Genomic DNA, 12,999 nt, shown 5'->3' with positions numbered 1-12,999 from the left:
GGTACGGGTTCAGTGCCGTCGCGCGACCGCCCCACGTGATCCTCTCGGGCGCGATCCGCTCAGGTCGACCATCTTGCCTGGCAGGAAGGCCAGCAGGTCGAGCGCACGTATGCACAGGGCCGTGTGCCGCTCGCCGGTGGCGGTGAAGATCGGCTCGGTGTCCATGGACAGCCGATCGTCGATGAGCATCTGGAGCGACTCCGGCAGGAGCAGCGGGCACACCAGCCCGTCGGCGTAGTCGGTGGTCGTGTTGACCACGTGTGCCGGTGCGGGACGTACCTGGCGCGCGCCGAGCAACCCTCCGACGGCTCCCGGCGTGGGCGGCGACGAGACGGGGGAGGTGACCCCGACGACGACCTCGCTGCCGACCCTGGTGGTGACTTCGAGCACCGTGACCATCAGGCACCTCTCGGGTGCTGCGGAGACCGTCTCCGGCAGCTCTTCCGCGCATGTCATGGGACGCGGAAGGCGTACGATCTCATGATGGACCTGGTGTGCGAGGAGCCAGCGGTGGATCGCGAGGGCGTCCTTCATATAGTCCTCCTTGCCTTGTTCCATGGCCCCCGACGGTCCCTTGACCGACGGTAACCCGGACCTGGTGTGGCTCGGGGGATATGTTCCGGAAGCAAAAGGACCGACTGAGTTTGTCCGACTCAACTCTGACCGAAAGCCAGCAGCAGGCCATGACCGACCTGTTCCGCAAGATCGCCCCGGTGGCCGACGAGCTCGGCCGCCTGTTCGCCGCGCAGGGCCACGAGCTGGCCCTGGTCGGCGGGCCCGTGCGCGACCTCCTGCTCGGCCGCATCGGCAATGACCTCGACCTGACCACCGACGCCCGCCCGGAGCGGGTGCTCGAGATCGTCAGGGACTGGGCCGACTCCGTCTGGACGATCGGCATCGACTTCGGCACGGTCGGCCTGCGCAAGGGGAGCTGGCTGATCGAGATCACGACCTACCGGAGCGAGTCCTACGACCCCAAGTCGCGCAAGCCCGAGGTCATGTACGGCGAGACGCTCGAGGCCGACCTGGAGCGGCGCGACTTCGCCGTCAACGCGATGGCGGTACGCCTGCCCGGCCACGAGTTCGTCGACCCGTACGGCGGTCTCGACGACCTGCGCGCCAGGCTGCTGCGCACGCCGGGCACCCCCGAGCGCTCCTTCGACGACGACCCGCTGCGCATGCTGCGGGCCGCGAGGTTCGCCTCGCAGCTCGGCTTCGCCGTGGACGGCAAGGCGCTGGCGGCGATGACCGCGATGGCCGACCGCATCGAGATCGTCTCGGCCGAGCGCATCCGTGACGAGCTCGACAAGCTGATCTGCGGCGCCAACCCGCGCGAGGGCCTGCGGCTGCTGGTGGAGACCGGCCTGGCCGCGCACGTGCTGCCCGAGCTGCCCAAGCTGCGCCTGGAGATCGACGAGCACCACCGCCACAAGGACGTCTACGACCACACGCTGACCGTGCTCGACCAGGCCATCGCGCTGGAGGAGGACGGCAAGCCCGACCGGATCCTGCGCTGGTCGGCGCTCATGCACGACATCGGCAAGCCCAAGACGCGCCGCCACGAGGCCGGGGGGCGGGTCTCGTTCCACCACCACGAGGTGGTCGGGGCGCAGATGACCAAGAAGCGGATGACGGAGCTGAAGTTCCCCAAGGACGTGGTGGCCGACGTCTCCCGCCTGGTCGAGCTGCACCTGCGCTTCCACGGCTACGGCACCGGCGAGTGGACCGACAGCGCCGTGCGCCGCTACGTGCGCGACGCCGGCCACCTGCTGGCCCGGCTGCACAAGCTGACCAGGGCCGACTGCACCACCCGCAACAAGCGCAAGGCGGCGGCGCTGTCGCGTACCTACGACCAGCTCGAGGAGCGCATCGCCCGGCTCGCCGACGAGGAGGAGCTGGCCAAGATCCGCCCCGAGCTCGACGGCAACGAGATCCAGCGGGTGCTCGGGATCGGGCCGGGGCCGGTGGTGGGGCGGGCCTACAAGTTCCTGCTCGACCTCAGGCTCGACAAGGGCATGATCGGCAAGGAGGCGGCCACCGAGGCGCTGCTGGAGTGGGCCAGGTCAAACAGCCTTGGCACGTGACGCCGTAGTGATCATCCGGTAGCCCAGCGCCGCGAGGGGGTAGCCGAGCGAGATGATCGCCACGGCGACGTACGACTTGCCGTCCGCCGGCAGGATGGTCGCCGACAGGGCCGCGGCGAGCACGTACATGCCGTTGAAGAGCATGTCGTAGATCGAGAACGCGCGGCCCCGGTAGATGTCCTCCACGTCGCGCTGGACGGTCGTGTCGGCGCAGATCTTGACGCTCTGCCCGGCCAGCCCCAGCACGAACCCGGCCACCGGGAGGCCCCACTCCTGGAACGGCAGCACCAGCGCCGCCGTCAGGACCCCGGCCCCGGCCAGCGCCATCTGCACCCACCGCTCGATCCCGAACCACTCGGTCGTGTACGGGGTGATGATCACGGCGAGGGCGGTGCCGATGCCGGCGCCGATCACCACCAGGCTGATCCCGCGCAGCGCCGCCTCGGCGTCACCGTCGGTGAAGTAGTAGCGGTAGAGAATGATGCCGAGCGCGGTGGACATGCCGAACAGGAAGCGGTGAGTGGCCATCGCGCCCATCGTCGCGGCGGCCACCCGGTGCCCCACCAGGTGCTTGGCGCCGTCGGTCAGGCCGGTGAGCACGTTGCGCAGGGCCTGGCGCGCCTGCGGCCGGTTCGGATCGGGCCACGGGCCGAGGAGCTGACGGTCCATCGTCCGCGCCACCAGCGCGCTCAGCGTGAACACCACGCCGGACGTGGCCAGCAGCAGCGCCACCCCCAGGTCGCCGCCGCCCAGGACCTCCCGGAGCAGGAACCCCACGCCCGCGCCGATGAACGTGGCCACCGTCCCCGAGGTCGGCGTGACCGCGTTGGCCGCGATCAGCCGCTCGGCGGGCACCACGTGCGGCAGCGAGGCGCCGAGCGCGGCCAGGAAGAACCGGTTGACGCCGAGCACGAGCAGCGCCGCCGCGTAGAACGCCGGATCGGGCACGTCGGCGGCGACCAGCCCGGCGGCCACGAGCAGCAGCAGCCCGCGTACGAAGGGCGCCACCACCAGGATCTGCCGCCTCGACCATCGGTCGATGAAGACGCCGACGAAGGGACCGAGCACGCTGTACGGCAACAGCAGCACGGCCAGGCCGGCGGCGACCTCCAGCGCGGTCGTCTGGTTCTCAGGGCTGAAGAAGGCGAATCCGGTCACGCCGAACTGGAAGATCCCGTCGGAGAACTGGGAGACCAGCCGGGTGCCGAACAGCCGCTTGAAGTCCCTGCCCCGCAGGACGACGCGGAGATCGGCGACAAAAGACACGCCGTCAGCCTAGCTCCGTACCAGTCCTTCAGGATCCGCGGAGGTTGGTGCGGCAGGTGAACAACGGGTTCCGAGCGGTGCCCATGATCTCGTACGCTTCATAGCGTGACGATCGAGGAACACGTTGTGCTGGTTGACCGTGCCGGCCACGCACTTGGCACCGCGCCCAAGACTTCGGTGCACGGCCGGGAAACCCCCCTCCACCTGGCGTTCTCCAGCTACGTCTTCGACCGTGAAGGCCGCGTGCTGCTCACCAGGAGGGCGGATCACAAGATCACTTGGCCGGGTGTCTGGACCAACAGCTGCTGCGGCCATCCGATGCCCGGCGAGCCGCTGGACCAGGCGGTCGTGCGCCGGCTCTCCTACGAGCTGGGGCTCACCGCCGGCGGCGCCGACCTGCTGCTGCCCACCTTCTCCTACCGCGCCGTCATGGCCAACGGCATCGTGGAGCACGAGCTGTGCCCCGTCTACCGGGTCGTCGTCGACTCGCCCGTCTCGCCCAACCCCGAGGAGGTGGGGGAGACGTGGTGGATGCCGTGGAAGGAGTTCGCCGAGGCGGCGCAGAACGGGCTGCTGGCGATCTCGCCGTGGTGCCGGGAGCAGGTGCCGCTGCTGGCGGAGCTCGGCTGCGACCCGCTCACCTGGCAGCCCGCCTCCCGGGACGAGCTGCCCCCGGCGGCGCGCCTCTGAGGACGCGCCGCCGGCAGGGGGTCAGCGCTCGACCTCACCCCGGATGAACTTCTCGACGTAGTCACGGGCCTCGTCGTCCGAGAACTGCTTCGGCGGCGACTTCATGAAGTAGGAGGAGGCCGACAGGATCGGCCCGCCGGTCCCGCGGTCGAGGGCGATCTTGGCCGCCCGTACCGCGTCGATGATGATCCCCGCCGAGTTGGGCGAGTCCCAGACCTCCAGCTTGTACTCGAGGCTCAGCGGGGTGTCACCGAACGACCGGCCCTCCAGCCGCACGTACGCGAACTTCCGGTCGTCCAGCCACGGCACGTGGTCCGACGGCCCGATGTGCACGTCGGCCTTGCTCATCTCGTGCGGGATCTGCGAGGTGACCGACTGCGTCTTGGAGATCTTCTTCGACTGGAGGCGGGTGCGCTCCAGCATGTTCATGAAGTCCATGTTGCCGCCGAAGTTGAGCTGGTACGTGCGCAGCAGCTCCACCCCGCGGTCCTCGAACAGCTTGGCCATCACCCGGTGCGTGATGGTGGCGCCGACCTGCGACTTGATGTCGTCACCGACGATCGGCACCCCGGCCTGGGTGAACTTCTCCGCCCACACCGGGTCGGAGGCGATGAAGACCGGCAGCGCGTTGACGAACGCCACCTTCGCGTCCAGCGCGCACTGCGCGTAGAAGCGGTCGGCCTCCTCCGAACCCACGGGCAGGTACGACACGAGGACGTCGACCTGGTTGTCACGCAAGACCTGGACCACATCGACGGGTTCCTCGTCGGACTCCTCGATGATCTCCCGGTAGTACTCGCCCAGGCCGTCGAAGGTGTGGCCACGCTGGACCGTCACCCCCGTGGGCGGCACATCCGTGATCTTTATGGTGTTGTTCTCGCTGGCGACGATCGCCTCGGACAGGTCGCGGCCGACCTTCTTGGCGTCCACGTCGAACGCCGCGACGAACTCGAGGTCGCCGACGTGGTAGTCGCCGAACTTCACGTGCATCAGGCCCGGCACCCGTGTCTCCGGGTCGGCGTCCTTGTAGTAGTGAACGCCCTGGACCAGCGACGACGCGCAGTTGCCGACACCGACAATGGCCACGCGAACCGAACCCATCGCACTCGCTCCCTTACTCATCAGTTGACGTGGTATCTCTTTCGGGCCTCTCCTCTGACGAGGCCCGACGCTCTGTTGCGATCAGCTCGTTCAGCCAGCGCACCTCGCGCTCGACGGACTCGAGCCCGTGACGTTGCAGCTCGAGCGTGTAGCTGTCGAGCCGCTCCCTGGTGCGCGCCAGCGCGGTGCGCACCGCGTCGAGGCGCTCCTCCAGCCGGCTGCGACGGCCCTCGAGGATGCGCAGCCGCACCTCGGCCTCCGTGTGCCGGAAGAAGGCGAAGTGCACGCCGAAGCTCTCGTCCTCCCAGGCGGAGGGACCGGCCTGGGTCAGCATGTCCTGCAGCCGTTCCTTGCCCTCGGCGGTCAGCTTGTAGACGATCTTCGACCTGCCGCCGACGATCGTGGCGGGAGCGGGTTGCTCCTCCGCGATGAGGCCCTGAGCCAGAAGTGATCGCAGACAGGGGTACAGCGACCCGTAGGAGAACGCACGGAACATCCCCAGCAGGGCGTTGAGCCGTTTGCGCAGCTCATAGCCGTGGAGCGGCGTCTCGTGCAGCGACCCGAGCACGGCCAGTTCCAAGACCCTGCCCTGTCCGCTGGCCAATGGAACCGCCCCCTCTCGCGTCGATGTATCGAGCCGATACATCCTGAGGATACGTCGAGTCGCTATATGGCCGCAATCTACGAATCTGCCAAGCCGTTGGGATGAACCCGTAAAACGCCGTAGTCTGGCGCTCATGTGGTCACAGAGAGGGGTGGTGGATTACGGCCTCGCGAAACGGGCGGTGGTCCGATCCCTGCGCGCGGGGTACGCCTCGCGCGGCGACATCTGCGACGCACAGCCCTACCTCCTTCGCGCGGCGCGCCACTTCGGCGAGCCGACCGAACGCCTCTGCCCGGTCTGCGAAAAGGAGAACGTCACCAACGTGACCTATGTCTACGGGGAGTCCCTCGGACGGCATGCCGGTCAGGCAAAGGTCACATCAGAACTCGTCGCCATGGCTCATGATTACGATGAGTTCCGGGTGTACGTTGTCGAGGTCTGCCAAGGTTGTTCCTGGAATCACCTGACGGTTTCGTACGTCCTCGGGAACGGACCGCCTGACCTCGTCGGCCAAGCGTGAAGATCGAGGGCGGCGAGAAACCTCACGCCCAACCGCCGTTTTTGTTCCGACGACGTTGCGAGGACGTGTGAGTAACAGCATGAACGAGGGGACGGCTCGCCCGGGGAGGCGCCGTCGCTCCAGCTCATCCCGTTCTTTGCCCCAGGGTCCAGCACCCCAAACCGGCGAGTCGGGTTGGGGTGCGGCGGCCCCGCCGCGTCGTCCGGAAGCCGCTTATGAGCAGACCGGCGCCATGGCCGCGCAGCCTTATGACCAGCAGCCGCCGAGGCGCGAGGAGCAGCAGCCTGGCCGCACCGAGCGATATCCGGTCCGCCCGGAGCCGCCGCAGCGCCACGCCGAGCAGCCGCCGGCGCGCTCCCGCGCCCGGCAGGACACGAACACGGTGAGTAACCAGGAGACGATCGTCAGCGACGCCCCGCGGCGGTCGCGCCGGCGCGGGCAGGGTGAGCCACCCGTCCCCCCGGGGCCCCCGACGAAGAAGGGCGGCGGCGGCCGGGGCGGCTGGCGCAGATTCGTCCCGAGCTGGAAGATCGTCGTGGTCGGCGTCGTGGTGCTCGCGGCCGGCTTCTTCGGCATGATCATGGTGGCGTACGCCAACACCCCGGTCCCGACCACCGCCCAGGCCGAGGCGACGGCCCAGCAGAGCACCATCTATTTCCGGGACGGCAAGCACGAGATCGCCCAGCTGGGCTTCAAGCGCGAGATCGTGCCCATCTCGAGGATGTCCCAGAACGTCAAGGACGCCGCGGTGGCCATCGAGAACAAGACGTTCTACGAGGACTCCGGCATCTCCATCTCCGGCATGTTCCGCTCCGTGTGGATGACCGCGACCGGGCAGCAGCTCCAGGGCGCCTCCACCATCACCCAGCAGATGGCCCGTAACTACTACGACGGCCTCAGCCAGGAAGTGTCCATCAAGCGGAAGGTCATGGAGATCTTCGTCGCGGTCAAGCTCGACGAGACCCTGACCAAGGACGAGATCCTGGCCAACTACCTCAACACCATCAACTTCGGCCGCGCGTACGGCGTCGAGGCCGCCGCGAAGGCGTACTTCGGCGACAAGGTCACCGCCGCCAAGCTGACCCCCGAGCAGGGCGCCTACCTGGCCGCGCGGATCCAGCAGCCGAACTGGGACCACGACGCCCCCGAGCTCAAGGAACGGTTCAAGACCGTCATCCAGTACATGGCCGAGCAGTGGCCGGAGAAGTACGGCAACCTCCCGCAGACCGCCCAGTTCCCGAAGACCCGCAAGTCCGCCGGCAACAACGAGATGGCCGGCATGAAGGGCTACATGGTCGAGGAGGTCCTGAAGGAGCTGGAGGGGCGCGGCCTGACCCGTGACGAGGTCAGGAGCGGTGGCTACGACATCATCTCGACCTTCGACAGGGAGCTGATGCAGGCCGCGAAGACCGCGGTGAAGAGCACGATGCAGGCCTACAACATGTCCACGGAGTTCCACGCCGGCCTGGCCGCGGTGGACCCGAAGCACGGGCGCGTGCTGGCCTTCTACGGCGGTGACGACTACCTCACCGACCCCTGGAACGAGCCCTTCCAGTCGACCAAGCAGGCCGCCTCGGCGTTCAAGCCGTACGTGCTGGCGGCCTGGCTGCAGGCCGGCTACTCGCTCAAGAGCTACGTGCCGGGCAACCAGACGGTGCCGAAGGAGCTGCCGGGCCAGCAGGAGGGCGGCATCAAGAACAGCCACAACGTCGGCGCGGCCGTGGACGTGATCAAGGCCACCGCCCAGTCGGTCAACACGGCGTTCGTGTCGATGGCGTACGCGCTGCCGAACCAGCTCAAGGACGTCAGGAACCTGGTCGAGGCGGCCGGCTTCAACGAGAAGCGCATGCAGGACGACGTCAAGGTGCACCACTACCAGTTCGCCATCGGCAGCGCGCTGGTGACGCCGGTGGAACAGGCGGCGGGCTACGCCATCTTCGCCAACGGCGGCAAGTACACCCGCTACCACGTGGTCAAGGAAGTCAAGCTGAACGGCAAGCTCGCCTACGGTGAGCAGCTCGCCGCCAAGTCGGTCATCGACCCGGGCGTCGCCGCCGACTCCACGATCGCCATGCAGGAGGTGCTCAAGTCGGGCACCGCGGCGGGCAAGGGCCTGGGCTCCAGGCCGGCCGCCGGCAAGACCGGCACGAACAACGACGAGAAGGAGGCCTGGTTCGTCGGCTACACGCCGCAGATCTCCACCGCCGTCGGGTTCTACCGCGAGCAGTGCGTGACCAAGGCGGGCAAGGTCGTCCCGCCCCAGCACTCCAACTGCCCGAGCAGCCGCAAGGGCAGCAAGAAGTACGGCCCGACCAACCCGTACACCATGCCCAAGGAGGTCTCCCTGGGCTTCGAGGGCGCGGGCCCGCCCACGATCGTGTGGCAGAAGTTCATGCAGCTCGCCCACGAGGGCCTGCCCGTCGAGCAGTTCCCGGACCGGGCCGAGGTCGGCGTGCCGGAGAACATCGTGCCGAGCCCGACGCCCACGCCGACGCCGACGCCGGACGAGAACCCGTTCGACAGCGACAACCCGTTCGACGACGGCACCGACGGCGACTGCCTCATCGGCTGTGACGACAGCGACGCCACCGTTCCCGACGAGGACGTGACCACCGACGACGGCGGCGGCTTCCCGCAGACCGCCGACGACTCGGGGGTCGCGGGCGGCGGCTCCGCGCCCGACCCGAGAACCAGCGGCACGCAGCCGAGGTCCACCAGGCCAGAGGACCAGTGACAAGTCCAGTGACGAGCACTGAGGCACGCGCCCCCTGGGTGGCGCGTGCCGTGCCCTACCTGCCTCTGGGACTGATCGCCGCCCTGGGGGCGAGCCTGGCGTACGTGGTGCGGCTGCCGTGCCGCACCGGCGGGTGGAACGACCAGGTCTCCACCTACACCAACTTCTGTTACACCGACATCTACCCGCTCTACTTCGACCGGGCGCTGGACACCCAGAACCCGTACTTCGCCCAGGTGCCGTTCGACAAGCAGGTCGAGTACCCGGTGGTCCTGGGCGAGGTCATGCAGGTGATCAGCTGGATCGCGCGGGCGCTGACGCCGGACAAGGTCGCGCAGGCGGTCCGGTTCTACGACCTGACGGTGATCCTGCTCGGCATCTGCCTCGTGGTGGGCGTGCTGCTGATGGCCGCGGTGGCGGGGCCGACGCGGCGGTGGGACCCGCTCTGGTACGCCATCTCGCCCGCCGTGGTGCTGGCCGCCTACATCAACTGGGATCTGGTCGCCGGCGCGCTGTCGATGGGCATGCTGCTGGCCTGGAAGCGGCGTCAGCAGGTGCCGGCCGGGGTGCTGCTGGGGCTGGCGATCGCGACCAAGTTCTACCCGCTGATGTTCGTGGGGGCGCTGTTCCTGCTGACGTTGCGCACCGCGCGATGGCGGCCGTTCCTGGTCACGATGGGGTCGGCCGCGGTCGCCTGGCTCGTGGTCAACCTGCCGTTCATGATCTTCGCGTGGGAGGGCTGGAGCAGGTTCTACGTCTTCTCCCAGGAACGCGGGGTGGACTGGGGCTCGGCCTGGCTGTTCTTCCAGACCAAGGGCACGCCGGTCCTGGGCGAGGGCGACGTGAGCACGATGGGCATGGTGTCGCTCGCCCTCCTGTGCCTGGGCATCGCCGTGCTCACGCTGGCCGCGCCGCGCCGGCCCCGGCTGGCGCAGATCTGCTTCCTGGCGCTGGCCGCCTTCATGATCACGAACAAGGTGTGGTCGCCGCAGTTCGTGCTGTGGCTGGTGCCCTTCGCCGTGCTGGCCAGGCCCAACTGGAAGCCGCTGGCGTTGTGGCAGCTCGCCGAGGTCTGGTACTTCGCCGCGATCTGGCTCTACCTGCTCTCCCAGCCGCCGCTCGACCGCGACGACCTGGGCATCGGTGACGACACCTACTTCACCGCCGTCTGGGGCCGGATCATCACGATCGGGATCATGATGGCGTTCGTGGTGCGTGACATCCTGCGTCCCGAGAAGGACGTGGTACGCCAGGCCGACATCGACGACCAGGCGGGTGGCGTGTTCGACGACGCCCCCGACCGGTTCACGCTGGCCTCCGTCACCAAATGATCACCCGCTCGGCCGGCCGGGACGCGCTGCTGCTCTGGTTCGGATCGCGGTTCGGCCTGCTGGTGGCCACGCTGCTCGGCGTGACGCTGGCCGGGTACGCGGACAGGTGGCGCAAGTGGGATGCCACGCTGTTCATCACGATCGCCCAGTACGGCTACGACGGCGAGCCCGGCCGGCCTGTGGACGACGGGCTGCCGGCGTTCTTCCCCGGCCTGCCGATGGCGCTGCGGGTCGTGCACCTCGTGGTGGACGACTGGGCGGCGGCCGGGCTGCTGGTCTCGCTGGTCGCGGGGGCGGTGGCCATGGTGGCCCTGGCCCGGCTGACCGAGCTGGAGGGCGCGAACGGCTGGATGGCCGTGCTGGGGTTGCTGCTGTTCCCGATGGCGGTGTTCCTGTCGGCGGGCTACAGCGAGTCGCTCTTCCTGGCCTTCGCGATCCCGGCGTGGCTGGCCGCCCGGCAGGGGCGCTGGCCGGCGGCGGTGCTGCTGGCCGCGGGGGCGTCGTGCGTGCGGATCACCGGGCTGTTCCTCGCGGCGGCGCTGGTGGTGGAGTTCGTCATGCGGGCGGAGCCGATGCGGCGGGCCGGGTGGCTGGTCGTGCCGGTGCTGCCGCTGGCCGCGTACTCGTATTACCAGTACGGCCGGACCGGCGACTGGCTGGCCTGGAAGCACGCCCAGGAGGCCGGCTGGGGACGCGACTTCGCCTGGCCCTGGGAGGCGTGGCGGACGACCTGGCGCTCGGCCATGGGCTCCGACGACTTCTCGGTGGCCTTCCGGATGGAGATCGTCGGCGTCGTGGTGGTCGTGGCCGCGCTGGTGTGGCTGCTGGTCCTGCGGCGGTGGAGCGAGGCCGTCTACACCGGCACGCAGGCGGCGGCCCTGATGACGTCGGCCTATTACCTGTCGATCCCGCGCTCGCTGCTGCTGTGGTTTCCGCTGTGGGTGCTGCTCGCCAAGGTCGGGACCAGGAGGGCGTGGGTCTTCGTCCTCTATGCGGCTGTTTCCGGGCCGCTCATGCTGCTGAACGCCCTGAGGTTCCTGGATGGCGCGTGGGCGGGCTGATCTCTATACCCGCTTCCTCGTCTTGGTAATCCAGGGAAGTTATCCACAGGCTGTGTGTATTCGCTAGAGGTTCTTCCTCAGGAAGGCGATGTCGTCCGCCTGGCCCTCGGCGGGCGTCTCGACCACGATCGGCGCCCCCGCGGCCCGGCACACGGCCAGGATCAGCTCGGAGTCGATCTTTCCCTGGCCGAGGTTGGCGTGGCGGTCGGCGCCCGAGTCGAAGTCGTCGCGCGAGTCGTTGCAGTGGACGAGGTCGATGCGGCCGGTGATGGCCTTGACCCGGTCGACCACGTCGATCAGCTCCTCGCCGCCGGCGTGGGCATGGCAGGTGTCGAGGCAGAAGCCCACGTCGAACCCGTCGAGCGCCTCCCACAGGCGGGCGATGCGATCCAGCTTGCGGGCCATCGCGTTGCCGCCGCCCGCGGTGTTCTCGATCAGCACGGGGATCGGGCACTCCATGCGCTCGAACACCTTGCGCCAGTTGTCGAAGCCGATCTGCGGATCGTCGCTCTTGTTGACGTGGCCGCCGTGCACGATCAGGCCCTTGGCGCCGAGCCCGGCCGCCGCCTTCAGGTGCTGCTCGAGCAGCTTGCGGCTGGGGATCCTGATGCGGTTGTTGGTGGTCGCCACGTTGACCAGGTAGGGGGCGTGGATGTAGATGTCGACGCCCTCGACCGGCTTGGCGGGCAGCACGGGCTTGTCGTAGCCCTGGGGATCGCCGAGGAAGAACTGCGCCACCTCGGCCCCCACCTCGGCGGCGTGGGCGGCGGGGTCGTCCTGACCGACATGAGCTCCGATGCGCACCATGTCAACGAGCTTATCCGTTTCGCGGGGGCGCCCACGGGCAGTCGGCTGGCACCCCCTACCGAGGAGAAGCCATATGAGTCGCTGGCGCTTACGAGCGCTGATCGTATTGGTCTACGTCATCATCGGCATCTATGTCGCCTGGGTGTACGACTACATCACGCCGGGCCTGCTCAGGGATCTCGCGGAGGCGTTGCTCGCGGTCTTCCTGTGGTTCCTGGTACTGCTCGGGATAGATCTGCACATCGGTGGATGAGTCACATATCAAACGGCCCCGGGGAACGTACACCGGGGCCGTCGCTGTGCGAGCCGAGCTTCACGGGCGGACTTACGGGCGGACTTACGGGCGGACTTACGGACGGGCTCACGGGCGGGCGGGCTTACGGGTGGGGAAGGAAACCGCCGTGGGCGATGCCGAGCGCGGCGCCCACGAACGAGCCCACGAGCCCGACGACGTTGAGCGAGCGCTGCGGCGTGGTCGCCGAGACGTACTGCGAATAGAGACCCATACCGAAACCCAGCGTGCCGAACCACGACGCGATCATGTGGGCCGAGGACCAGAACGTCGCGACGAAAGCGACCACACCGCACACGAGCGTGGCGACGGCCAGCATGTTCTCGACCGGGTGTGGGCGTCCGTCGGTGTTGAGCGTGAGCTTGAACCGCTCCCTCTCGGAGGGTTGAAGCACGTGTGGCACAACCATCACCCCCTTGGTTTCCTACAGGCCTTCCCACCTACTCGCGGCTGGTAACCTGGGCAAGCTGCGTTGTGATGGGTGATCCATCGCCCCGGGGTGCCGAAAG

The 12,999-nt window shown here is 68.5% G+C and carries 13 protein-coding genes; 7 read left to right on the top strand and 6 right to left on the bottom strand.

The annotated features are described in order from the left end of the window. Nucleotides 1-9: 9 nt before the first annotated feature. Entirely contained in the window at nt 10-534 is a 525-nt protein-coding gene (locus ACTWPW_RS16445; RefSeq protein WP_364111614.1) for an aminoacyl-tRNA deacylase, read from the bottom strand. A gap of 149 nt (nt 535-683) precedes the next feature. Here ACTWPW_RS16445 and ACTWPW_RS16440 point away from each other — a divergent pair, with 149 nt between their 5' ends. Beyond that, nucleotides 684-2,084, top strand: coding sequence for a CCA tRNA nucleotidyltransferase (locus ACTWPW_RS16440; protein WP_375110934.1), 1,401 nt, complete (start codon nt 684-686; stop codon nt 2,082-2,084). Here ACTWPW_RS16440 and ACTWPW_RS16435 read toward each other — a convergent pair. Further along, nucleotides 2,064-3,350 carry an MFS transporter gene (locus tag ACTWPW_RS16435; protein WP_375110451.1) on the bottom strand — a complete coding sequence of 429 codons (1,287 nt, stop codon included), beginning with the start codon at nt 3,348-3,350 and terminating at the stop codon, nt 2,064-2,066. The genes ACTWPW_RS16440 and ACTWPW_RS16435 overlap by 21 nt on opposite strands. A gap of 105 nt (nt 3,351-3,455) precedes the next feature. Here ACTWPW_RS16435 and idi point away from each other — a divergent pair, with 105 nt between their 5' ends. Continuing rightward, nucleotides 3,456-4,040, top strand: coding sequence for an isopentenyl-diphosphate Delta-isomerase (idi, locus tag ACTWPW_RS16430; RefSeq protein ID WP_443169169.1), 585 nt, complete (start codon nt 3,456-3,458; stop codon nt 4,038-4,040). 21 nt (nt 4,041-4,061) lie between these two features. On the opposite strand, the gene ACTWPW_RS16425 is transcribed toward idi, so the two are convergent. Together ACTWPW_RS16425 and ACTWPW_RS16420 are read right to left on the bottom strand one after the other, a co-directional pair. After that, on the bottom strand, nt 4,062-5,141 hold the full coding sequence (locus ACTWPW_RS16425; protein WP_375110453.1) for an inositol-3-phosphate synthase: 1,080 nt from the start codon (nt 5,139-5,141) through the stop codon (nt 4,062-4,064). 13 nt (nt 5,142-5,154) lie between these two features. Beyond that, nucleotides 5,155-5,745 carry a PadR family transcriptional regulator gene (locus ACTWPW_RS16420; RefSeq protein WP_364111624.1) on the bottom strand — a complete coding sequence of 197 codons (591 nt, stop codon included), beginning with the start codon at nt 5,743-5,745 and terminating at the stop codon, nt 5,155-5,157. A gap of 133 nt (nt 5,746-5,878) precedes the next feature. Here ACTWPW_RS16420 and ACTWPW_RS16415 point away from each other — a divergent pair, with 133 nt between their 5' ends. From ACTWPW_RS16415 to ACTWPW_RS16400, 4 genes are all read left to right on the top strand, one after another. After that, nucleotides 5,879-6,265, top strand: coding sequence for a DUF5318 family protein (locus tag ACTWPW_RS16415; protein WP_375110455.1), 387 nt, complete (start codon nt 5,879-5,881; stop codon nt 6,263-6,265). Between the two features lie 232 nt (nt 6,266-6,497). Next, nucleotides 6,498-8,999: a transglycosylase domain-containing protein gene (locus ACTWPW_RS16410; protein ID WP_375110456.1), complete on the top strand. Its 2,502-nt coding sequence runs from the start codon at nt 6,498-6,500 to the stop codon at nt 8,997-8,999. An 8-nt stretch (nt 9,000-9,007) separates the two neighbouring features. After that, entirely contained in the window at nt 9,008-10,330 is a 1,323-nt protein-coding gene (locus ACTWPW_RS16405) for a glycosyltransferase family 87 protein (protein ID WP_364111630.1), read from the top strand. Continuing rightward, nucleotides 10,327-11,391, top strand: coding sequence for a mannosyltransferase family protein (locus tag ACTWPW_RS16400; RefSeq protein ID WP_443169168.1), 1,065 nt, complete (start codon nt 10,327-10,329; stop codon nt 11,389-11,391). The genes ACTWPW_RS16405 and ACTWPW_RS16400 overlap by 4 nt, the downstream gene beginning before the upstream one ends. Before the next feature lie 63 nt (nt 11,392-11,454). Here ACTWPW_RS16400 and ACTWPW_RS16395 read toward each other — a convergent pair whose 3' ends face one another. After that, a complete protein-coding gene (locus tag ACTWPW_RS16395; protein ID WP_443169167.1) occupies nt 11,455-12,198 on the bottom strand; it encodes a deoxyribonuclease IV in 744 nt (247 codons plus the stop codon). 73 nt (nt 12,199-12,271) lie between these two features. Here ACTWPW_RS16395 and ACTWPW_RS16390 point away from each other — a divergent pair, with 73 nt between their 5' ends. Continuing rightward, nucleotides 12,272-12,451, top strand: coding sequence for a hypothetical protein (locus ACTWPW_RS16390; RefSeq protein WP_375110459.1), 180 nt, complete (start codon nt 12,272-12,274; stop codon nt 12,449-12,451). A 124-nt stretch (nt 12,452-12,575) separates the two neighbouring features. Here the strand turns inward: ACTWPW_RS16390 and ACTWPW_RS16385 are convergent, their stop codons facing one another. Further along, nucleotides 12,576-12,884 (bottom strand): hypothetical protein, encoded by a 309-nt coding sequence (locus ACTWPW_RS16385; RefSeq protein WP_375110460.1) that lies wholly within the window; start codon nt 12,882-12,884, stop codon nt 12,576-12,578. Nucleotides 12,885-12,999: the final 115 nt, after the last annotated feature.

The sequence above is a fragment of the Nonomuraea sp. KM90 genome, from assembly GCF_052246675.1.
Taxonomy (GTDB): domain Bacteria; phylum Actinomycetota; class Actinomycetes; order Streptosporangiales; family Streptosporangiaceae; genus Nonomuraea.
This window is presented reverse-complemented; position numbering and strand designations above follow the sequence as displayed.